This window comes from Plantactinospora sp. CNZ320 (assembly GCF_002846275.1).
In genome coordinates this window covers 3,114,042-3,135,683 of the sequence record NZ_PJMP01000001.1, presented here as the reverse complement: position 1 = coordinate 3,135,683, position 21,642 = coordinate 3,114,042, and the positions used below count along the sequence as shown (strand labels likewise).

The following is a 21,642-nucleotide window of genomic DNA, read 5'->3' as shown; positions in this document are numbered from 1 at the left end:
CTGGTGTTAACCTCCGAAACAGGAACAGCTTTGCGGCGCCGCCCTCCAGACAGGAACGTTGACGCGCGGTCTGGTGTCTTCACGACGACCACCGCGCGTGATGGAGGGCGCCGGAACTACGGGGGGTTCAATTGCTGCGCGTGGAAATCGTTGACGACTGCCCGATTTTCGTTCTCGGACTTCAAGAAATCCTCTCGTTGCACGACATGGTCGTCGTCGCCACGGGAAACCGGTTGCCAGAGCAGCCGCACGAATCGGCCGACGTCATGCTCGTCAGCGCCGAGGTCTTCCCAGGGCAGGAGGAGGTCCGCGAGCTCGATCGACTCGCTCAGTCCTGCCCGATCGTCGTCCTGACCCCGGACCGGCTGTCCAACCGCGCCCCTGCCTACATCCGCGCGGGCGCCGCGGCCGTGGTGAGTCGGCAGCAGCAACCCGAAGCCATCCTCGCCGCGATCCGCTCGTCGATCGCCGGGCGCTGCGCGCCGGTGGGGGCGACGGCCCGACCGGCCGGTGCCGCGGTGGGCAAGGCGTCCGGGTCGGGCAACGCCCTGTCCGGGCGCGAGGAGCAGGTGCTGAGCTACATCGCCTGGGGGCTGACCCACGACCAGGCAGCCCGGCGCCTCGGCATCAGCCGGCACACAGTGGACACGTACGTGAAGCGCATCCGCTCCAAGCTGGGGTTGGGCAACAAGGCCGAGCTCACCCGGGCCGCCGTCCTGCACCAGGGCGTCCTGAGCGCGGCCGAGCCCGTGAGCCGCCCCGCGCCTTGATGACCGAATTCGGGCGGATGACCGTCCGGGAACGGCTGCGGCTGCTCGGCGAGCTGCGGGCCGCTGGCGCGACGCTGACGGTATCGATCGTCGCCCTGACCCTCGTGGAGCGGCTGATACCGGCGGCCACCGCCGGTGCCACCGCGCTCGTGATCGACAGCGCGGCGCCGGTCGACCGGCCCACAGGCACCGGCCATCCGGTGCTGGACGGGATGGCGCTGGCGCTGGGCATCTACGGGCTGGTGCTGCTCTGCGAGCACGCCCTGCAGGCGATGGGCGCGCCGCTGCGGTACGCGGTGCGGGGCCGGATCGATGGCCGACGGCGCGCCGACGTCATGCGCCGCACCGCCGCCTGCCCGACGCTGGAGGAGCTTGAGCGGCCGGAGACGCAGGAGCGGATCCGGCTGGCGCGGGCCGAGCCCGGCAACTGGACCGAGAGCGCCCCCGGAGCGGGCGCGCTCGCCGTGCTGGCGATGCTTTCCAGCATGCTGGGCGTCGCCGCGTCCTGCCTGGTGGTGGCGATGATGGCGTGGTGGTTGGTGCCGGTGCTGGTGGTGCCCGCGCTGCTCGGCCGGGTGCTGGTCAGCCGGTACGCGATCGCCTACCTGCGGCAGTGGCGGGCGGGCTTCCGGCACAGCCTGCGGGCCGACCTGTGGGCGTCGATGCTGAGCGTGCCGGCCGCCGGCAAGGAGGTGCGACTGTTCGGGTTCGCGCCGCTGGCGATCGAGCGGATGCGACGCCACCGGCTGGACATGTTCGGTCCGGTGTGGAGGGTCGGGCTGGGCGGCATGCGGGCGGGCTGGTACCGCTTCGGGATCACCGCCGCCGGCCTCGGGACCGGGTACGTGGTGGCCGTCCTCTACACCCTGGACGGCCGGGCCACGGTCGCCACCCAGGCGGCCGTCTTCGCGGCCGGCTGGTCGGTGTTCGTCGGGCTGTTCGGCTACGACCCGCTCCCGGTGCTCGGAGCGCTGCCCGGCCAGCGGGCCTACCGGGAGCTGGTCAGCAGCCTCGGGTCGGGCGACTCGTCCGCCGAGCGCGCCGACCGTCGGCCTGCCGCCCGGACACCGGCGCGGCCGCCGCTGGTCCGGTTCGAGGCGGCGTCGTTCGCCTACCCGGGCACCGACCGGCTCGTCCTCGACCGGCTCGATCTGGAGATCCGGCCCGGCGAGTTGCTGGCGGTGGTGGGGCTCAACGGCGCCGGCAAGTCCACGCTGATCAAGCTGCTGGCCGGCCTGTACCGGCCGACCGGCGGTCGCATCACCGCCGACGGCGAGGACATCTGGGCGATCGGGGTACGGCGGTGGCGGGCCCGGCTGGCCGTCGTCTTCCAGGATTTCGCCCGGTATCCGCTGCCCGCCCGGGACAACGTGGCCCTGGGCAAGGCCCGCGCCGTCGGTCCGGACGCGGCTGCCGACGCGGTCCTCGCCGAGGTGGCCAAGGAGGCCGGCCTGGACGACGTGGTGGACCGGTTGCCTGCGGGATGGGACACCCCGCTGGCCCGCTCCCGCCGGGGCGGCGTCGACCTCTCCGGGGGGCAGTGGCAGACGGTGGCGCTGGCCCGCGCGCTGTACGCCGCTCGGGCCGGCGCCGACGTGCTCGTGCTCGACGAACCGACGGCGCACCTGGACGTCCGCACCGAGTTCGAGGTCTTCGCCCGGCTGGCGGCCCGCCGCGGCGACCAGAGCGTCGTGCTGATCTCGCACCGTCTCTCGACGGTCCGGCTGGCCGACCGCATCGTGCTGCTGCGCGACGGCCGGATCCGCGAGGCGGGCAGCCACCGCGAGCTGATGGCGCTGGGCGGCACGTACGCCAGGCTGTTCGCGATCCAGGCGGAGCGGTTCGCCGGGTCCGACGACGGCGTGGCGGAGCGGTTGGCCGGATCCGACGGTGGCCTCGACCGGCGGGAGTCGCGGTGAAGGGCTATCTGGGGCTCATCCTGGAGCTGCTCGTGCTGTCGTGGCGGCGGGCGCCGCTGCTCACCGCCGGCATGTTCGGCATCCTCGGGCTCTCCGTCGTCGCCGTGCCCGGCACGGGCCTGGCACTGCGGTCCGCCATGGACGCCTCCGTGGGGGACAACGCCCGCGTCGCAGTACTCTGCGCCCTGGCGGCAGCGGCGGCCTACGCCGTCACCGCCACGATCGTCGGAATCCGGCAGAGCCTACGGGTGCTGCTGGTGGAGCAGGTCGGCGTGATCGACCTGAACGAGCAGATCCACCGGGACATCGCCGGCATCGAGGAGATCGACCACCTGGAGAACCCGGAGTTCCTGGACCGGGTGACGGTGCTGCGCAACGCCGCGTGGGAGATCATGGCCGCCGCGTGGAGCGCCGTGGACGCCTGCTTCGCCATCCTGCAGTTGGTCGTCTCCCTGGTATTCCTCGGTGTGCTCAGTCCGTGGCTGCTGATCCTGGTGGCGTTCGCCGCCGGGCCGTTGTGGTTCCAGCGGCGGGGTCGGGTGGCGGTGGAGCGGGCCGAGGTGGCCAGTGCCGAGTCGTACCGGCTCCAGCAGCAGCTCTTCGAGCTCGCGACGTCGGCCGCAGAGGGCAAGGAGATCCGCACGGCCGGCGTCGGCGAGGAGTTGGCCCGCCGCCAGGCCGCCGCCTGGGACGAGGCGCTGCGGCAGCGGACCCGGGCGCGGCTGGTCAACGCGGCCTGGCGGCTCGGCGGCTGGCTGTTCTTCCTGTCCGGCTTCCTGACCGGGCTGGCCCTGGTGGTCCACCGGGCGCGGACCGGTCAGGGCAGCGTCGGCGACGTCATGCTCACCATCACCGTTGCGGCGAACCTGCAGTTCGCGGTACAGGCCGCCGCGGCCGGCAGTTCCGGGGCGGCCGGCGCCACCCGCCTGATGCAGCCGCTGCTGTGGCTGCGCCGGTACGCGGCCCGGGACCGGGCCGGCCGGACGGGCACCGCCGAGGCACCGCGCCGGTTGTCGCGGGGAATCACGATCGAGCGCCTCTGCTTCACGTACCCGACGGCCGGGGCTCCCACCGTCGACGACGTGTCAGTGCACATTCCGGCCGGCCAGGTCGTCGCGCTGGTTGGCGAGTACGGCTCCGGCAAGACGACGCTCGTCAAGCTCCTCGCCAAGCTGTACCGGCCGGACCAGGGCCGGATTCTGGTGGATGGCGTCGATCTGGCCACGGTGGACACGGCATCCTGGCGGTCCCGGCTCAGCGGCGCGTTCCAGGATTTCGGGCGGTTCCACGTGACGTTCGCGGAGGCGGTGGGAATCGGCGATCCGCAGCGGATCTCCGACCGCGCCACCGTCGAGCGGGCGGTGCGGGCGGCCGACGCGTCCGGGCTGGTCGCCTCGCTCCCGCACGGGCTGGACACCCAGCTCGGCCGGCGGTTCGGCGGCGTCGACCTCTCCGAGGGACAGTGGCAGAAGACCGCCCTGGCGCGGGCGTCGATGCGCGCCGCGCCGCTGCTGTTCGTGCTGGACGAGCCCACCGCCTCGCTGGACGCGCCGAGCGAGCACGCGGTCTTCGAGCGGTACATGGCGCAGGCGCGCGAGCACGCCGCCAGCACCGGGGCGATCACCCTGGTGGTCTCGCACCGCTTCTCGACCGTGACCAGCGCGGATTTGATCCTGGTGCTGGAGGGTGGACGCCTCGTGGAGTCGGGCACCCACCGCGAGCTGATGCTGGCGCACGGGCGGTACGCCGCCCTGTACGGCATCCAGCAGGCAGCCTACTCGGCGGTCGACGCCGCGCCGTCGGGGTAGCCGCGCCCGCCGGTCGCGTCGGGGTAGCCGCGCCCGCCGGTCGCGTCGGGGTAGCCGCGCCCGCCGGTCGCGTCGGGGAACAGCGGCGGCAGCTCGGTCTTGGCCACCTTGCCGGCCTCGTTGCGCGGCAGCCGGTCGAGCACGACCAGCCGCGCCGGCAGCTCGTGGTCGGCCAGCCGGCCCCGCAGGTGGGCGCGCAGCACGGCCAGGCTGAGTCGGTCGGCAGGCGTCCCGGGCCGGGGGACCACCGCCAGCCCGACGACGCTGCCGAGCACCGGGTGCGGCAGGGCGACGGCCGCCGCGTCCGCCACGTCGGAGTGCTCGTGTGCCGCCGCCTCGACCTGCAGCGTCGACACCTTGTGCGCGCCCGAGTTGACGATGTCATGCCGGCGGTCGACGAGGTAGAGGTAGCCCGCCTCGTCCAGCCTGCCGAGGTCGCCCATGCGGACCCACCCCGCCCGGCGGCCGGCGCCACGCGCGCCGCCCGCGGCATCCGCGCCGTTTACGCCGGAGCCCGTGGAGCCGTCGGCGAGGTAGTGGCGCGGGAACGGCGCGCGCAGCCACACCTCTCCCACCTGGCCCGGCGGCACCGGCCGGCCGTCGGGGTCGGCGATCATCAGGGCGCCGCCGACGGCCCGGCCCAGCGCGTCGGGGCGGCGCGGGTCGAACGCCATCGCGGTCTGCGCGGGCGCCGCCTCCGTGGACGTGTAGTAGTTGACCAGTCGCGCTGCCGGGAACGCGCGCGTCAGCGCCACCGCGACGGCGGGCGGCAGCGGCGCCGCGGTGCTGCCGACGAGCCGGACCCCGGACAGATCCCTGTTCGCGAGCGCCGGCGAGCGCACCAGCTCGGCCGCCATGGCGGGGACGACGAACACCGAGCCGATCCGGCGCTCCTCGATCAGACGCGCGAACCGGTTCGGGCTGAAGCGCGGCAGCACCACCGCCGTCGGGTGGGCGTCGAGCGCGTTCAGCAGCATTGTCTGACCGGCATTGGTGCCGATCGGGAAGGAGTGCAGAAAGTGGGTCGAGTGCGCCAGCGGGCGCTGCCGCTGGCGGCGGCTGGTGGCGTCGTAGGTCAGGTTGGCGTGTGTCGCGCACACGCCCTTCGGCACGCCGGTGGTGCCGGATGTGTAGAGGATCTGCGCCGGGTCGTGCGGGCTCATCGGGACGGCCTCGCCGCCCGTACCGGCGGACTCCAGCTCGGCCAGCGTGGTCGACGGCACGTCGGTGAGCAGTTCCGGCAGCGACGACGCGTCGGCCGTGGTGGCCCCCGAGTGGAGCACCAGGACGGCGCCGCTGTCGCGCACCAGATGCGCCAGCCGGGCCGGTGGCAGCCGCCGCGAACACGGTACGGCCACGCCGCCGGCGCGCAGAACCCCACAGAACGCGACCGCGTAGCCAGTCCACTCGACCCCGGCAAACACCAGCACCACCGGGTCACCGGGGCGCAGTCCGCGGTTCAGCAACGCGCCGGCCACCGCGGCGGAACGGGCCTGCCACGACCCGAAGGTGACCGACTCCCCGCCGACAGTGTCGATCGCGCACCGCTCCGGCTCCAGCAGCGCCCGTCGGGCCAGCAGCTCCGGCACCGTCGTAGGGCCGGCGACGACGGCGTCCTGCTGCGCGCTCATGTGCTCCTCCGGGCCCCCGGGCGCGGGGACCGCTGACGATTTTCCTTTGTCCAGCAAAGCAGCCCCGGCGTCTGCGGCACGTCCCCTCAATGCGCGACAGGTCTGGCCTGCACAGGGCTGGTTTGCTGTGCCTGAGGCAAACCAGGGTCTCCCGTGGGGCCGCCGGCCGCGATGCCCGCCGGGAGTGTGATCGCGGTTCCCGCGCCGCCTCGGCCCGCGGGCGAAGGGAAATGACGACGTTGAGCCAGCGCGATGGGACGAGCCCGACGCCGATCACCGCACTCCCGGTACAGCGCGGCATCTGGATCACCGAGCGCTCGGGCACGGCCGCCTACGCGTTCCACATGGGCCTGGAGATCAGGTTTGCCGGCGCTCCCGACCCGGCGGCGCTCGCCGAGGCCTGCGCCGCCGTGGTGGCACGGCACGACATCCTGCGACTGGCGGCGGCGGAGCGCGACGGCGAGCTGGTGCTGGTGCCGGCCGCCCACGCCCCGGCGCTCGTGCACAGCGACTATCACGGCACGTTGCGCCGCGACACCATCGCGGAGCCGTTCGACCTACGCCTCGGCCCGCTGGTCCGGTTCGTGGCCACGACCCTGCCCAGCGGCCAGCACGTGCTCCTGGTGGCAGCGCACCACCTGGTGTTCGACGGCCTGTCCAAGGCGATCCTGGTCCGGGAGCTGGCTGCGGCCTACACCGCCGCGGTCGCCACATCCACGGCTGCCGCGCGGGCGACCGACCCGACCACGGTGACGCCCGTCGAGGCGGGCACCGACCCGTCCACCGGCCGCCCCGTCGACTGTCGGGCGGCCGTCGCGGCGCAGCGGGACGAAGCGGCCCGGCAGGCGGCCGCCGCCGGGGAGTACTGGGGTACGCGCTGGCGCGAGCCTGGGGAGCTGCTACTGCCCCGGCTGAGGCAGGCGGCGCTGCCGGAGCCCGAATCGGCCGCATCCCCGCTCGGGGCGTGCCAGCTCACCCTCGGCGCCGACCTCGCGGCCGCGCTGGAGCAGACGGCGGACAAGCTCGGGGTGACCCGGTTCGAGCTGCTGCTCACCGCGGTGCAGATCCTGCTCCACCGGTACGGCAACGCCCACCCGGTCGTCGCTGTGGACATGTCCACCCGCACCGCTGCCACCGCCGGCAGCATCGGACCGTACGTCAACGAGCTGCCGGTGGCGGCGCCGAAGCCCGATGGCGCGACAGTTCGGAGTTACGCGATCGCCGTGCGCTCCGCGATGCGGGAGCTGTATCCGATCCGGGCGGTCCCGTTGGCCCAGGCGGTGCCAGGGCTGCGGCCCCGCGCCGCCCTGGCACCGGTGTCGCTGAGCTACCGCCGGCAGGAGGAGCCAGATCCGGCCTTCGCCGACCTCGCCACCGAGGTCGGCTGGCTGGCGGCCGCCCAGTCGCCCCGTTGCGACCTGCAGATCCAGGCGGTGGACCGGGGGTCGGAGATCCTGCTCTCCCTGCACTGCCCGCTGTCCGCCACGGATCCGGCGTCCGTCGTGTCGCTCGGCGTACACCTGCGGAGTCTGCTGACCGCGATGACGTCCGATGTGGACGCGCCGGTCTCCCGGCTCCCGTTGCTGCCGGCGCAGGAGCGCCACCGGCTGCTGACGGGCTGGAACGACACCGCCCGCGACTATCCGGCACAGGCCACCGTCGTCGCCATGTTCCGCCGCCAGGCGCAGACGACGCCGCGGCGTACCGCTGTCGTCTCCGCCGAGCGACGCTGGAGCTACGCCGACCTGGCGGCCGAGGCCGGCGAGCTCGCCCACCTGCTCCGCCAGCGCGGCGTCCAGCCGGGCGACCTGGTGGCCGTCTGTCTGGAACGCTCGGTCGACCTGCTGGCGACACTGCTCGCGACGGCGATGGTCGGGGCCGCGTACCTGCCGGTCGACCCCGCCTACCCGGCCGCGCGCCGGCGGCTCATCCTGGCAGACGCGCGACCGGCGCTGCTGGTCACGACAGCGGCGCTGGGCAGCGAGGCGGACGCGGCCGCCACCGCGACGCTGACGCTCGACGCTGACCGCGGCGCGCCGGCCGACGCCGGGCCCGCGGTCGACCTGCCCCGGCCGGACGACCTGGCGTACGTCATCTACACCTCGGGCTCCACCGGCGCGCCCAAGGGGGTGGCGGTCAGCCACCGCGCGCTGGCGAACCTGCTGCTGTCCATGGCCGAGACGCTCGCGCCGGCCCCGGGATCGGTGTGGCTGGCGCACACCTCCGTGTCGTTCGACATCTCCGCGCTCGAGCTGTTCCTGCCGCTGACCTGCGGGGGCACCGTCGTGCTGGCGACGGCAGCGGAGAGCAGCAACGCCGCGGCCATGCTGCGCCTGATCCGCGACGGCGAGGTCACCCACGTCCAGGCCACCCCGTCCGGCTGGCGGATGCTGCTGGACGCCGGGTTCACCCGGGCCACGACGCCCGGGCGCGGCGTCGTGGCGCTGTGCGGCGGGGAGACGCTGCCGCTTCCGCTGGCGGCTCGGCTCCGCGCGCAGGTCGGCCGGCTGGTCAACGTCTACGGGCCCACCGAGACGACGATCTGGTCGACACTCGCCGAGCTGCCCGACCCGGTGACCGAGGTGACCATCGGCAGGCCGGTCGCCAACACCCAGGTGTATGTGTGCGACGACGAGCTGAACCCGTTGCCGGCCGGACTGCCCGGCGAGCTGCACATCGCCGGCGCCGGACTGGCTGCGGGCTACTACGGCCGCCCGGACCTCACGGCGGAGCGGTTCGTTGACAACCCGTTCGGTCCGCCCGGCAGCCGGTTGTACCGGACCGGCGACCGGGTGAGCTGGGGCGCCGACGGGCAGCTCATCCACCACGGGCGGGTCGACACCCAGGTGAAGGTCCACGGGCACCGTGTGGAGCTGGGCGAAATCGAGGCCAGGCTGCTGGAGCACCCGGCGGTGGCCGCCGCCGCGGTCGCCCTCTACATCGACGCCCGGGGCCTGCCCAGCCTCGCCGGTCATCTGGCGCTGCGCCCGGACGCCGCGCGCCCCGAGCCGGCCGAGCTGCGCGCCCTGCTCGGTCGAACGATGCCGGCGGCGATGGTCCCCACCGCCTGGGTCGTGCACGAGCGGCTGCCGCTGACGCCGAACGGCAAGCTCGACCGGGCTGCGCTCCCCGCCCCCGCCGTAGCGCCGGCGGGCCCGGCGGACGGCACCGGCGAGGACGACATGTCTCCTGTCGTTCGACGGCTGCGCGCGATGTGGGGGGACGCGCTGAGCATGCCGGATGTGGGCCTTCACGAGGACCTGTTCGACCTCGGCGGGCACTCGCTGACAGTCATCGCGCTGGTCGACCGGATCCTCGCCGAGTTCGGCGTGGAGGTGTCACTCGACGCGTTCTACGACACGCCGACGATCGCCGGCGTTGCCGAAGTCGTCGAGCGCCTCACCGACGTCGACAAGTCGGACGTCGACAAGTCGGACGCAGACAAGGCGGACGTCGACAAGGCGGTGGCCCGATGAGCCGCGCGGCGCTGCGCCAGCACCTGGCCGACCTGCTCGTGGAGGCGACCGACGGCGCGGTCGGCCCGGAGCAGGCCCTGGTGGATGGTGCCTCGCTCACCGACCTCGGGCTGGACTCGCTGGGCTACGTGCGCCTGCTCGACGCCATCGAGGCCGAATACGGCGTGGAGTTGGCGCTGGACGACCAGCCGCCGCCGGACACAGTGGATGGTCTCGTCGACCGGCTCGTCGAGCAGGGGCTGTCACCGGCCGACGACCCGGGTGCGGTGCGGTGACCTCTTCCGTACGCGCCGCCGGCCTCGCCTGGGGGCAGCAGTGGAGCTGGCACGAGCAGCAGGCCGATCCGGTGGAGCGAACCCCGACCCTGCTGCTGAGCCGGGTCCTCGACCTGCCGGAGTCCGCCGGGCTGCCCGACATCCTCGACGCCGTACGGCTGGCGGTCGGCCGGCACGAGGTGCTGCGCAGCACGTTCGCGCCGGGTCCGGACGGCGCGCCGCACCAGTACGTGTGGCCGGCCGAGGCGCAGGCCTACCAGCTCGAGGACTTCACGCGGGAGGCGGACTGCCTGGCGTGGCTGCGCCGGCCGATGGACCTGGCCGCTGGGTGGCCGCTGCGGGTCGGCGTACTGCGGCCGGACGGCGGGCCGACGCGGCTCGGGGTGGCGACGCACCACATCGCCACCGACCTGTACGGCTTCGACGTGCTCTGCCAGGAGCTGCGTGTCGCCGTCCGGGCGGGCGCGGAGGCGGCGGCGCAGCGGCTGCCGGCGGTCGGTCGGCACCCCGTCGACCTCGCCACCTTCGAACGCTCACCGGCCGGGGTGGCCGTCAACGAGCGGGCGATCGGCTACTGGCTGCGGCACGACGACGACCTCGGTGAGGTGCTCGGCTTGCTGCGGGCCCGCTACGAGCGGCCCAGCGACACCGTGTACGTGGCCCGAGTCGTGTGCCGGCGTGGTCGCCGGCTGGCGGAGCTGGCCGGGACGGGCCGCAGCAGCGAGCCGGCCGTCGCCGTCGCGGCTGTCGCCTGCGCCCTCGCCGGGCATCTCGACCGCGCCCGGATCCCGTTGACGATGCTCGTCGCGAACCGGCACCTGCAGGGCCTGCGGCACAGCGTGAGCTGTGTGGCGCAGAGCGGGCTGGCCAGCGTGGCGGTGCCCGACCCCGGCAACCTGGTCTCGGCCGTGCCGTCGGCGTGGGCGGGCACCCTCTCGGCGATGCGCCACGCTTACTTCGACAGCGACGAGCTGTCCGAGCGGCTGAAGTCAGTGGACAGCGGGGGACGGCATACGACGGTCGCGCCGCCGAGCATCAACATCGTCCGGGCCGGCGTCACCCAGCCCGGGCTGATCCTGGTCCCCAGGCCGGACCTCAGCGACGACCGGTTCACCGCCTGGAGCGGGCAGCGCGAGCAGCGGTGCCTGGGCCTGCACTTTCACGTGCAACTGTCGGCCGACGTGCTTTCCGTGGAGCTGCGCGCCGGCGCCCACCTGGTGTCGGCGGAGCAGTGCCACCAGCTGGCGGCCGACGCGCTGACGCTGCTGTGCGAATGAGGAGGGGAGGCCAGCGATGAGCCCCGTGACGTCCGATCCGGTCCCGGACCATCCAGCGCCGGGCATGCATGTCCGCGGCTGGACCGACCCGGAGGAGTTGACCTGGCTGCACGCGACCGCAGCCACCATGGACAGCGTGGTCGAGGTGGGCTCCATGTACGGCCGCAGCGCGTACGCCCTGCTGTCCGGCTGCCCCGGCCCGGTGTACTGCGTCGACCCGTGGTTCGAGCCGGCCAAGTACCGCAGCTTCGTCGCCAGCTGCGGCCATTTCCCGAACCTGCGGCTCGTCCGGGGCGCCTCCCCGGCGGCCGCCGCCCGTGTGCCCGACGTCGACATGGTGTTCATCGACGCCAACCACGAATACGACGCGGTTGTGGCCGACATCGAGGCCTGGCTGCCCAAGGCGAAGCGGCTCCTCTGCGGACACGACTACGGCAACGCCGACTACCCCGGCGTGAAGCTGGCGGTGGACAAGGTCTTCGGCGACCGGGTACGCCCGGCGATCGGCCAGACCTGGTCGTCGTCGCCCAGCCTGATCTGGGTTGTCGACCTGTAGCCGCGTCGAGGACGCGCGTCACAGGTGTGACAGTCCAGGAGATCGCCCAGGGACCGGTGCGAGCAAGCCGGGGACAGCACGAGACTCCGTACAAGCTTGACGAGCACATCGATGTCCGTTAGACCGGGTGAAAGACTCCTGTCGGTCGATGGAGGACAACGTGCTGCCACACCGGATCGCTGTCACGGTGCTCACTGCCGGCCTGCTGCTCGGCGTCGGCGCCGCTCCGGCACATGCCGCCGCGTCGCCCGAGGTGACGAAGGGGCCTTGCCAGTACACCGAGACTCCGGAGGAACCGGCGGCTCGACCGGTACCCCTGCCGCGCGACCCCCGGCACACGCCCGACCGTGGCACGGTGACGACAACTCTGATCACCAACCTCGGTCTCATCCCGCTGACCCTCGACCGTGCGCAGGCGCCATGCACCGTGCAGAGCTTCCTGCACCTGGTACGGCACAGGTTCTACAACCGGACCATCTGCCACCGGCTCACCACCTATCCGACACTGAAGGTGTTGCAGTGCGGCGACCCATCGGGTACGGGTTCGGGCGGTCCTGGATACCGGTACCGGGACGAACTGCCGACCGACCTGCCGCCCGCACCCACCGATCCGACCGGCGAGCGGAAGGTCTACGCCCGAGGAGTGCTGGCGATGGCCAACGCCGGGCCGGACACCAACGGCAGCCAGTTCTTCCTGGTTTTCGCCGACTCGGCGCTGCGACCGAACTACACGATCTTCGGCAACGTGCGGCCACTCGGTCCGGGTACCCTCGATCGGATCGCCGCCGGCGGCGTGGCGCCGACGGCGGAGGACCCGGCCCCGGTCGACGGTGCCCCGGCCCGGCGCACGGAGATCTGCCTGGCGATCTAGTCGGACCTGGCTGGACGACTTTGATCGCAGGGCGCGCGAGGCGACGGCGTACGGACGAGGGCAGGTGCGGCCCCGGCTGGACCGCACCTGCCCTGTCGACTCGTACCGCGCCGCTGGCCGGGCCAGGGTCAGCGGCGTACCGCCCGGCGACGGCGGCTCAGGTAGAGGAACGCCATACCGGCGATCAGCAACACCACGCCGAGCCCGATGAAGGCGATCGTGTTCGTACCGGTGAGGGCCAGACCGCCCCCGCCACCGGACCCCGCCTTCTCGGCGTTGTTCGGGGCGGCCGGTGGGGCCTGGGCGGCGTTCGCCCCGCCGGCCGGTGCCTCCTCGGCCGCCGACTCGGTGGCCGGGGTGGTCGGCTTGGCCGCACCGCCTGCCGGCTTCTGCGGGGACGGCTTCTGCGGGCTCGGCTGCTGGCCGGCCGGTTCCTGCCCGGTGCCCGGCTGCTCCTCCTGGTCCTCCGGCTCCTGCTCGGGGGCGTCGCCGCCGGGCTGCCCGGCCGGCGGCGGCTGCTGGCCACCGGGGTTGCCGGCGGGCGGCTGCTCGTTGCCCGGGTCACCGGCCGGCGGCTGCTCGTTGCCGGGCTGGTCGCCAGGTGGCTGCTGCCCGCCGGGGTTGCCGCCGGCCGGCCCCTCGTCGCCGGGGTCGTCGGCGGGCGGCTGCTGGCCACCGGGGTTGTCGGCCGGTGGCTCCTCGTTACCGGGCTCCTCGGCCGGGGGCCGCACCAGGATGCGTACCGAGTCGAGCGCGGGGATCTGGTTGGCGCGCACCATCATCGGCACCCGGTGTGAACCGTCACCGGCCCACGATGAGCACTGGGCGAGGCCGGCGGTCGGCAGCCCCGGCACCTCGATGATCACTGAATCGGGTTCGTCGCCGCCCTTGCCGTCCTCGGTGGCGACGAAGAACGCCGGCACCGGAGCAGGGTCGACCGCCTGGCTGGTGCTGGTGAGCATCCGGCATGCGGTGTGGAAGTGGCCCCGGACCAGACCCTCCTCGTTGAGCAGGGAGGACTCCAGGTAGTAGCCACCCCGACCCGCCGGCAGGAACCGGTCCCGTACGAGGTTGCGGGTGCTCACCACGAGCCGGAACGGCTCTCCGGCCCGTACCGCCCGGGGTGCCTGGGTGATCAGCAGGGTCGGGTTCTGCTCTGCGGTACCCACCTCGCCGAAGGCGGTCGCCACGCAGCGGCCACCGTCCTGGAAACCGGTGTGCGCCGGCAGCTCGCTCGGCTCGCAGTCGTCGCCAAGGGCGTTCAGGCCGCCGCCGCCCGGAGTCGGTCCGCCCGGAGCCGCTCCGCCAGGGGTACCCGATGGCGTGGCCGGGGCGGTCGACGGCGGGCACTTCTCGGCGGACGACGGCGGCGACGCCTCGGCGGTCGCGTCGGCGCCGGGACTCTCGGACGCGCCGGCAGCCGGCGGTGGTGAACCGGGCTCGCAGCCGGGGGCCGCTTGCTGGCTCTCCGCGTTGGAGATCTGTGTGACACCGACCAGGCCACCGAACACGGCGAGAGCGGCGGCCACGGCGAGGAGGCGGCGGCGCTGGCCCGAACCGGTGGAGGCGCGACCGCGGCGCGACCGTCGCATGTGTATGAAACCTCCCGAAATCATGCGCTGCGGCTCGGACCGGTGGGGGTTCCGGCTACCGTGCGGACGACCGCCTTTCGATCGCTGGCGAGCCGACAACGGCCGGAGGTCGATGTCGGTGCCGCGCGGGTCGTCCTTACCGCCGCACGCACACCGTAGGGATCGCTGCGTCGCCGGGCCAAACGCTGCGGGCGGAAATGCGAGTTTCTTGAAGCGGAGATAATGGAAACTTATGATCCGCCGCCTCGGCGGCGCCCCGTGCCCCGTGGCGGCGGCCCCGTGCGCATCGGCGGCGGGCCGGCGTGAGTCGTTGGCGGGTCGGTGCGCTTCGTTGGCGGTCCCTTTTCCGGTCAGGCTTGGCCCTTGCCTCTCGACGGTGCCTCTCGACGGTGCCTCTCGACGGTGCCTCTCGACGGGCCGACCGGTCGGGTGCTGCGACAACCCGGTCGGCCGGACCTGTCCGGCCTGGTCTCGCCGCAGGGGTCGAGTTCGGCTACGGTGATCAAATAGTGTTCTCGACCCGTCGCCGTATCCTGATCGCCGTGCCGGCCGCCCTCCTCGCCCTCGGTGCGGGGCTGTTCGCCGTGCTCCGGTTCACCGACGATCGGCCAGACGAGCCGCCCGCCGCCACCCGGGTCGTTCAACCCGGAGCGCCGGGTCAGGCCGGCCGTACTCTCTCGCCCGCCGAGCAGTCGAAGCTGCCGCCGCCTCCGGCGCACACCGGGGCCGACGTCCAGTTCATGCAAGGGATGATCGCGCACCACGCGCAGGCGCTGGAGATGACCGCCCTGGTCAGCGACCGCGCCGAGAATCCCGAGGTGTCGCTGCTCGCCGGCCGGATCCAGGCCTCGCAGCGGGACGAGACCGCGCTGATGGAGCGGTGGCTCACCGAACGTGGCGCGCAGCTGCCCGGCCCGCACACGCACCACGCCGGGCACGACGCGCTGATGCCGGGCATGCTCACCCCGGAGCAGATGAGCCAGTTGCGGCAGGCCCGGGGTCGGGAGTTCGACCGGCTCTTCCTCGACTTCATGATCCGTCACCACAACGGGGCGCTGACGATGGTGCAGCAGCTCTACGCGGCCGGCGGTGGGCTCGAGCCGGAAGCCGACCGCTTCGCCCGCGAGGTCAACGCCGACCAGGCGATCGAAATCAGGAGCATGCGGGAGCTGCTGGCCAAGCTGTCCGGCTGAGGCCCTGGCGCGTCGCAGTACCGCACCTGGAACGTGTCACTTTCGCTGCCCGCTGCCCGCTGCCCGCTGCCCGCTGCCCGCTGCCCGCTGCCCGCTGCCCGCTGGCCACTGGCCACTGGCCCTGGAACTGCCAGGGGCGTGGCCCGGCCGGAACTCCGACCGGGACACGCCCCTGGCAGTGGTGCCTATCGGGAATCAGTCAAGGCTGGCGCACTGGCCGGCGACCGGTCCCTTGACCGTGTTGGCCGCCCCGAGGTTGATCGGCGCCGGCGAGTTGCCGGTGCAGCTCAACGGGCCGCGTACGGTGCTGCCCGCGACGATCGGCTCGACCGTCCCGGTACGGTTCGAGGTCAGTACCGTCGGTCCGGAGATCTCCGTCCGCACGATGGCGGTACTGCCCTTCGTACCGGTGATGCTCACCGGCCCGCGTACCGTGCTGCCGTAGAGGTGCACGGCGGCCGCGTTCGTCGCCGACACCGGCCCGGAGATCGACGAGTCGAGCGCGAGTAGCGAGGCGCCCGGGCGGACCGTGACCGGGCCGGAGACGGTCGCTCCGGTCAGGCAGGTGACGCCGGTGACCGTCAGCGGCCCGTTGTGCCGCTTGTCGATGGTCGAGGTGCAGGTCCGGGCCAACTGGTCGAAGCGCGCCCGGGCCGTCGCGAAGCTCGGCGTCCAGGTGGTCCTGGTCTGGAGCTGTGCGTTGAACTCCGGCAGCCGCACCTCGCGGGCGGCGGCGATTTCCGCCGCGCTCAGGTCATCGCTCGGCTTCAGCCCGAAGACGTCGAAACCGCGGGCGATCTCGCTGCCGTAGATCTGACCGTTGTACCAGTACGCCGACCAGAAGCCGCCGAGCATGATGGTGGTGGGGCTGATCGGCCCCCGGTCGAAGTACCCGATCTCACGCGGGTTGGCCGAGTCGGTGAAGTCGAGCAGCGAGATGCCGCCCTGGTACCACGCCTGGGCCAGGATGTCCCGCCCCGGCACCGGGATCAGCGAGCCGTTGTGCGCCACGCAGTTCTCCTGGAGCGTCTGCGGCACCGGCAGCTTGTAGTAGCTGGCGAACCGCAACTTTCCGTCCACGATGTCGAAGATCGCGTTGGCGCCCCACTGTGGCTGGTCGGTGGTCCGGCACCGGGCACCGGTACCGCCGCCCCACTCGTCGGTGAAGATGACCTTCTTGCCGTCGTTGTTGAAGGTCGCGGAGTGCCAGTACGCGAAGTTCGGGTCGGAGACCTCGTCGATCCGTACCGGGTTGACCGGGTCGGAGATGTCGATCAGGATCCCGTTGCCCTCACAGGCGCCCGCCGCCAGGCCGAGTTCCGGATAGGCGGTGATGTCGTGGCAGGCGTCGGTGATCGGCGCCGGGCTCCAGCCGCTACCCGAGGGGTGGGTCGGGGCCGGCGGGGTGTTCTGCAACCCGTCGACCGCACCGGTCTGCGGGTTCGCGAAGAGCCGGGGACCGCTGACGATCGCGGCCTGCTCCGGGGCGGCCACCGGCACCTTGATGACGTCGATCCGCCAGCGTGCCGGGTTGTCCCCGGCCGCGGGGGTGTTGTTGCAGCCCTCCATCGTGTTCGCCGGGCGGACACCGGCGGTGCCGGAGACGTACACGTAGACGTTCGCGTTGTCGTCCGGGTCGGTCACCAGGGTGTGCGTGTGCGAACCCCGACAGGTCTGCACGGCGGCCACCTGCACCGGGTTCGTCACGTCGCTGATGTCGAAGACCCGTACGCCCTGGAAGCGGGTGCCGGCCGCCGGGTCGGTACCGCAGTCGAGACGGCCCCGGGTCTCCTCGACCGACATGAAGAGCAGGTCGCCGTGGACGCTCAGGTCGCCCTGTCCACCCGGGCACACCACACTGGTGACCAGCGCCGGGGTGTTCGGCCGGGAGATGTCGTAGACGTTGAAGCCGTTGAAGTTGCCCATGAAGGCGTGGTTGCCGCCGAAGGCGAGATCCGATCCGGCGTAGCCGAAGTCACCCGGGTTGGCCGGGTTGACGAAGCCCGCCGGCTTGTCGAGGTGGGCCAGCAGTTCGAGGTTGCTGCTCGCAGTCTGCGCGTCCAGCCATCCCGCGCCGAGGCCGATCCGCGGGTCCGGCGCGGGTTCCTGGCCCGACGCCGTCCCCGGCAGTAGCGAGGCGAGGAGTACGGCTGCCGCCGCAACGCCGACGATTCGGCGTCTCCTGCCTGGTGTGCGATCCGACCGATAGGTCATGCGTATGTCCTCCGTGCACGATGCCCCAGGTGGTGGCGACGTGCGTCGGGGCGCGTGCACGCCGCGGTAGTAAGGACCGTACCGCGTTCGGCCCCGAAAAGATCATGTAAATATTTGCGAGGGACGCGAAAACCGTCGACAACCAGGACCGACCGGTCAGCCAGCCGACCGACCGGACGATCGGGACCGATCCGATCCGCCGATCCGGGTGTTGCCGCCGTGGCGTCCGCAGTGCTCACCCGGCAACGCAGCGCTCACCCGGCAACGCGGTGCTCACCCGGTACCCGCGAGTGGTTCGGTCGCCCGGCCCGCCCCGAGCGTCGGGGCGGTCGGGCGTTCGGCGCTATTCCGCGCGGTCCTCCGGGTACCAGCGCAGCTCGACGGTGTTGCCGTCGGGGTCGGAGACGTAGATCGAGATTGCGTCCCCGCGCGCCCCGAACCGGCCGACCGGCCCCTCCAGGACGGTGAAGGTCCCCGACTCGATCACCTCGGCCCAGTCCAGCGGCTCGACGACCAGGCAGATGTGGTCGACGTTCGACTCGCCCCGCCGGCCCTGCACCAGGTCGATGATCGTGTCCGGAGTGATCCGGGCGGAGGGAAACGGGACCTTGCCGGCCCGCCACTCGTCGACCCGGACCGGTGCCAGGCCGAGGGTGCCGCAGTAGAAGTCCAGGGCGCGTTCCACGTCCTGCACGGTGAGTACGAGATGGTCGAACGCTTTCACCCGCACCGTCGTCGTCACCTCGTCTCCAGTTCGCCGGCCCGGCGCAGCCAGCCGGTGAAGAGCGCCGGGTCGATCTCGTCGACCGCGTGCAGTCTCACCGCCGCCATCTGGCGGGCACCCGGCACGAGCCGCCCGGACGGGTCGGCCAACTCCTGTCCCCGCCACAGCCCGAACGTCAGGTACGACCGGTACGCCTTGACCAGGCAGACCGGTCGCTGCCCCGGTCGGTCGCCCAGGCTCCAGGTCGGGTGCCCGTGCCACATCCCGGCGGTGGCCTTCGGCAGTGCCGCGTCGACGATCGGCCGGAGTTTCTCGCCGATCTCCCGTAGCGGCGCGTCGAGTCCGCGCAGGTACCCGGTTATCTCGGTTATCTCGGTGGTGCCCATGTTCCTCCTGTCGGACCACGCCGGTCCGGTCTCTCCCCGGCGATGCTGGCCGGTCTCTCCCCGGCGATGCTGCCGCTTGCTGTCCGGCGCGCTGGCCGGTCCCTACCCGGCGATGCTGGCCGGATTCCGGCCCGGTTGGTGACGCCTCCTACGATCCGCCCCCGGCCGACCGGAACCAAGCCGTGATCGGGATACGATCGTTGAAGCAGATTCAACGATGGGCGCTGACGTGCGGGAACGACACGTGCTGGAACGACACGAGATCGAGACCTTCCTGACCCTCGCCGAGGAACTGCACTTCGGTCGTACCGCCGAGCGGCTTCGGGTCACCACCGGGCGGATCAGCCACGTGGTGAAGAAACTCGAACGCCGGATCGGCGCGCCGTTGTTCGAGCGCACCAGTCGGGTCGTCCGGCTGACCCCGATCGGGCGGCAGTTGGCCGCCGACCTGACCCCGCTGGTGGCCGGAATCGACGAGGCCGTACGCCGGGCGGTCGGCGCCGGGCGCAACGTCAGCGGCCGGCTCCGGGTGGCGTTCCTCGGGGAGGGGACGGCACCGCTGCTGCTCCGGGCGGTCAACCTCTTCACCGAGCGCCATCCGGGGTGCGAGGTCGAGGTGCACGAGGCGCAGTTGGCGAACACCAGGTCGAGCCTGCTGGACGGCTCGGTGGACGTGCTGATCGCCTCGTACCCGTTCGACGGCATGGCGAACGGGCCGGCGCTGCTCCGCGAGCAGCGGGTCCTCGCGGTCGCCGCCGACCATCCGCTGGCGGGTGCGGCGTCGGTCTCGCTGGAGGTCCTCGCCGAACACCCGGTGGTGCAGTACCCGGAGGACCTCGCGTACGTGCCGATCTCCGACGCGCCGCCCATCGAGCGCGGCCCGATCTGGCTGGCCACCAACACCACCGCCCGGGTCCGGGAGTTCGTCCAGGCCGCCGTCGACGCCAACCCGGCACCCTCCGGCTGACGGTGCCCGGCTGACGATGCCGGCTGAGCCGATCTGACTGCCCCGGCTGACGGTGCCGCTCACGGGGTCAGCAGCAGCACCCGGTCCGGTGCGCCGGGCAGGGCGGCGACCACCCCGGTCGCGTCGACCAGCCGGTAGCCCTCGCCGTCGACCGCCTCGATCCGCCACCGCCCGGCCGGGCCGGCGCCGTCGCGGGGACCGAGCACCAGGCGTACCCCGCCGTCCCGGCCGGTGGTCGCGACCAGCGGCCGGTCGGCGCCCCGGTTGACGATCCGGAAGTAGCCCTCGCCGGCGGGCACGAAGCGCCAGAGCTGGCAGCCGCCGGCCCGGGGCCGGTCCGCGACCACCCGGCCGGCCGCGCCGGACCGCCAGGCACATCCGGGTACGCCCCAGACGCGTTGCCCGGCCGCGTCCGCGATCAGCACGTCGCCGGCCGGTTCGAGGCGGAACTGCTGGCAGTCGTTGTCCAACCACGTCCAGACCTGCACCTGCGTACCGACGCCGCCGCAGCCGGCCGCCTCCAGCACCCGTCCGGCCAGCCGGTTCTCGATCCGAGTCCAGCCGTCGGTGGTCGGCAGCAGCCGGAACCGCTGGCAGTCGTTGTGCAGCCAACCCCAGAGGGCGACCCGGGCACCGTCGGCGTTCACGCACCCGGCGACCTCGGCGACCTTGTTGCTCGACCGGTGCAGCAGGCTGACGTACCCGTCGCCGCGGTACTCCGGACGCCACTGCTGGCAGGTACCGGCCGACGGCTCGACGATCCGGACGTCGGCGCCCTCGTACCCGCAGTCCGGTACCCCCACCGCCGCGCCGCTGGCCCGGTTGACCAGCTGGAACCAGGCGCTGCCGCGACCGACCCGGATGCTACCGGAACGCGGGTCGCCGAGCCGGGGCCAGCCGTCGGTCCAGCTCACCGGCCGCACCGAGAGCTTCGGCGCTCCGGCGTCGGTGGTGTCGTAGTAGTGGTGGGCGAACCAGTCGCCACCCGGTCCGGCGAAGACGTCCCCGCCGCCGGTGCCCCGGAACTCGTTGTAGCCGCGCAGCAGGTCGGTGCCGCCACCGGCGACCAGCGGCACCCCGTCCCGGTCCAGGTAGGGTCCGGTGAGCTGGCGCGAGCGGCCGACCACCGTGCGGTAGTCGGCGTCGACGCCCCGGCAGCAGAAGTCGAGGCTGGCGAAGAGGTAGTAGTAGCCGCCCCGGCGGACGATCGACGGTCCCTCGATCGAGGCACCGCCCCGGGATGCGATGTGGTGCAGCGTCCCGTCGGCCGGCAGGCCGGTGCTCCGGTCGAGGCGGCGGATCCGCAGGCCGTCCCAGAACGACCCGAACGACAGCCAGGGCTGCCCGTCGGCGTCGAAGACCACGTCCGGGTCGATCGCGTTGAAGGTGTCGGTGCCGTACGAGCGCATCACCATGCCGTGGTCGACCCAGCCGTACGCCGGGCTGGCCGGATCGAGCGTGCGGCTGGTGGCCAGCCCGATGACCGAGTTGTTGGTGCCGAACGACGAGGCGGCGTAGTAGAGGTGGTAGGCGCCGTCGAAGTAACTGAGGTCGGGGGCCCAGAAGTCGGCCGGGGTCACGCCCAGCTCGGCGACGACCCAGGCCGGCGGGGTGTCGAAGACGGTACCGAGTTCGGTCCAGTGCAGCAGGTCGGCCGAGCGCTTGATCGGCAGGTAGTTGCCGGTGGCGGCGTCACCGGTGATGACCGTGTAGTAGTAGCGGCCCTGCCTGAGCACGGTCGGGTCGTGTGCGATCGGGTCGGCGGCGATCCGACCGGCCGGGGCGGGTGGCGGAGTCGGCGCGTCGGGTCGTACCGGGTCGGCCTGCGCGGTCGTGCCGCCCAGCGGTACGGCGAGCGCGGCGACCAGCCCGACCACCGCGGTACGGGCCAGCCGCCGAGACCCGCTCTGTCGCCAGCGAACCCGTCCGAGCCGGTGCCGTACCGTGGCCGCGCGAAGCATGCCCGCTCCCTCCGCCAGACCG

16 protein-coding genes are annotated in these 21,642 nt (G+C 72.9%); 10 read left to right on the top strand and 6 right to left on the bottom strand.

Annotated elements, in window-relative coordinates; all coding sequences use genetic code 11:
- The first annotated feature begins 140 nt into the window (after positions 1-140).
- From CLT71_RS13725 to CLT71_RS13715, 3 genes are read left to right on the top strand one after another with little or no spacing between them, the layout of a single operon-like run.
- Positions 141-770, top strand: a complete 630-nt coding sequence (locus tag CLT71_RS13725) for a response regulator transcription factor (protein ID WP_101367443.1) — start codon at positions 141-143, stop codon at positions 768-770.
- Positions 770-2,689 carry an ABC transporter ATP-binding protein gene (locus CLT71_RS13720; protein ID WP_101367442.1) on the top strand — a complete coding sequence of 640 codons (1,920 nt, stop codon included), beginning with the start codon at positions 770-772 and terminating at the stop codon, positions 2,687-2,689. The genes CLT71_RS13725 and CLT71_RS13720 overlap by 1 nt, the downstream gene beginning before the upstream one ends.
- On the top strand, positions 2,686-4,497 hold the full coding sequence (locus CLT71_RS13715) for an ABC transporter ATP-binding protein (RefSeq protein ID WP_199187594.1): 1,812 nt from the start codon (positions 2,686-2,688) through the stop codon (positions 4,495-4,497). Before CLT71_RS13720 ends, CLT71_RS13715 begins: the two co-directional genes overlap by 4 nt.
- On the opposite strand, the gene CLT71_RS13710 is transcribed toward CLT71_RS13715, so the two are convergent.
- On the bottom strand, positions 4,464-6,128 hold the full coding sequence (locus tag CLT71_RS13710; RefSeq protein WP_101367441.1) for a class I adenylate-forming enzyme family protein: 1,665 nt from the start codon (positions 6,126-6,128) through the stop codon (positions 4,464-4,466). The two genes, CLT71_RS13715 and CLT71_RS13710, sit on opposite strands and share 34 nt — an antisense overlap.
- A 230-nt stretch (positions 6,129-6,358) precedes the next feature.
- Between CLT71_RS13710 and CLT71_RS13705 the strand changes: the two genes are divergently transcribed.
- From CLT71_RS13705 to CLT71_RS13685, 5 genes are all read left to right on the top strand, one after another.
- Positions 6,359-9,604 (top strand): non-ribosomal peptide synthetase, encoded by a 3,246-nt coding sequence (locus CLT71_RS13705; RefSeq protein ID WP_158242229.1) that lies wholly within the window; start codon positions 6,359-6,361, stop codon positions 9,602-9,604.
- Entirely contained in the window at positions 9,601-9,879 is a 279-nt protein-coding gene (locus CLT71_RS36985) for an acyl carrier protein (RefSeq protein WP_101367439.1), read from the top strand. The genes CLT71_RS13705 and CLT71_RS36985 overlap by 4 nt, the downstream gene beginning before the upstream one ends.
- Positions 9,876-11,156 carry a condensation domain-containing protein gene (locus CLT71_RS13695; protein WP_101367438.1) on the top strand — a complete coding sequence of 427 codons (1,281 nt, stop codon included), beginning with the start codon at positions 9,876-9,878 and terminating at the stop codon, positions 11,154-11,156. The genes CLT71_RS36985 and CLT71_RS13695 overlap by 4 nt, the downstream gene beginning before the upstream one ends.
- A 16-nt stretch (positions 11,157-11,172) precedes the next feature.
- Entirely contained in the window at positions 11,173-11,712 is a 540-nt protein-coding gene (locus tag CLT71_RS13690) for a class I SAM-dependent methyltransferase (RefSeq protein ID WP_101367437.1), read from the top strand.
- 148 nt (positions 11,713-11,860) lie between these two features.
- The gene (locus CLT71_RS13685; RefSeq protein ID WP_101367436.1) at positions 11,861-12,583 is read left to right on the top strand and encodes a peptidylprolyl isomerase; all 723 of its coding nucleotides are present in this window, start codon (positions 11,861-11,863) and stop codon (positions 12,581-12,583) included.
- 128 nt (positions 12,584-12,711) lie between these two features.
- Here CLT71_RS13685 and CLT71_RS37980 read toward each other — a convergent pair whose 3' ends face one another.
- On the bottom strand, positions 12,712-14,175 hold the full coding sequence (locus CLT71_RS37980) for an LPXTG cell wall anchor domain-containing protein (protein WP_143743464.1): 1,464 nt from the start codon (positions 14,173-14,175) through the stop codon (positions 12,712-12,714).
- A 542-nt stretch (positions 14,176-14,717) separates the two neighbouring features.
- On the opposite strand from CLT71_RS37980, the gene CLT71_RS13675 reads away from it, so the two are divergent.
- Positions 14,718-15,368: a DUF305 domain-containing protein gene (locus CLT71_RS13675; protein ID WP_143743463.1), complete on the top strand. Its 651-nt coding sequence runs from the start codon at positions 14,718-14,720 to the stop codon at positions 15,366-15,368.
- Positions 15,369-15,563: 195 nt separating this feature from the next.
- Here the strand turns inward: CLT71_RS13675 and CLT71_RS13670 are convergent, their stop codons facing one another.
- The 3 genes from CLT71_RS13670 to CLT71_RS13660 form a co-directional block, all read right to left on the bottom strand.
- Positions 15,564-17,582 carry a hypothetical protein gene (locus tag CLT71_RS13670; protein WP_143743462.1) on the bottom strand — a complete coding sequence of 673 codons (2,019 nt, stop codon included), beginning with the start codon at positions 17,580-17,582 and terminating at the stop codon, positions 15,564-15,566.
- Positions 17,583-17,925: 343 nt separating this feature from the next.
- A complete protein-coding gene (locus tag CLT71_RS13665) occupies positions 17,926-18,324 on the bottom strand; it encodes a VOC family protein (RefSeq protein ID WP_486483254.1) in 399 nt (132 codons plus the stop codon).
- A complete protein-coding gene (locus CLT71_RS13660; protein WP_199187593.1) occupies positions 18,321-18,692 on the bottom strand; it encodes a DUF1801 domain-containing protein in 372 nt (123 codons plus the stop codon). Before CLT71_RS13660 ends, CLT71_RS13665 begins: the two co-directional genes overlap by 4 nt.
- A 244-nt stretch (positions 18,693-18,936) precedes the next feature.
- On the opposite strand from CLT71_RS13660, the gene CLT71_RS13655 reads away from it, so the two are divergent.
- Entirely contained in the window at positions 18,937-19,659 is a 723-nt protein-coding gene (locus CLT71_RS13655; protein WP_101371427.1) for a LysR family transcriptional regulator, read from the top strand.
- Between the two features lie 59 nt (positions 19,660-19,718).
- On the opposite strand, the gene CLT71_RS13650 is transcribed toward CLT71_RS13655, so the two are convergent.
- Entirely contained in the window at positions 19,719-21,620 is a 1,902-nt protein-coding gene (locus CLT71_RS13650) for a family 43 glycosylhydrolase (RefSeq protein ID WP_101367434.1), read from the bottom strand.
- Positions 21,621-21,642: the final 22 nt, after the last annotated feature.

Bases quoted from the DNA above. Each gene is read 5' to 3' on its own strand.
- CLT71_RS13720 (WP_101367442.1), top strand. From the start codon at position 770: ATGACCGAATTCGGGCGGATGACCGTCCGGGAACGGCTGCGGCTGCTC.
- CLT71_RS13710 (WP_101367441.1), bottom strand. From the start codon at position 6,128: ATGAGCGCGCAGCAGGACGCCGTCGTCGCCGGCCCTACGACGGTGCCG.
- CLT71_RS13705 (WP_158242229.1), top strand. From the start codon at position 6,359: ATGACGACGTTGAGCCAGCGCGATGGGACGAGCCCGACGCCGATCACC.
- CLT71_RS36985 (WP_101367439.1), top strand. From the start codon at position 9,601: ATGAGCCGCGCGGCGCTGCGCCAGCACCTGGCCGACCTGCTCGTGGAG.
- CLT71_RS13690 (WP_101367437.1), top strand. From the start codon at position 11,173: ATGAGCCCCGTGACGTCCGATCCGGTCCCGGACCATCCAGCGCCGGGC.
- CLT71_RS13685 (WP_101367436.1), top strand. From the start codon at position 11,861: ATGGAGGACAACGTGCTGCCACACCGGATCGCTGTCACGGTGCTCACT.
- CLT71_RS37980 (WP_143743464.1), bottom strand. From the start codon at position 14,175: ATGCGACGGTCGCGCCGCGGTCGCGCCTCCACCGGTTCGGGCCAGCGC.
- CLT71_RS13670 (WP_143743462.1), bottom strand. From the start codon at position 17,582: ATGACCTATCGGTCGGATCGCACACCAGGCAGGAGACGCCGAATCGTC.
- CLT71_RS13660 (WP_199187593.1), bottom strand. From the start codon at position 18,692: ATGGGCACCACCGAGATAACCGAGATAACCGGGTACCTGCGCGGACTC.
- CLT71_RS13650 (WP_101367434.1), bottom strand. From the start codon at position 21,620: ATGCTTCGCGCGGCCACGGTACGGCACCGGCTCGGACGGGTTCGCTGG.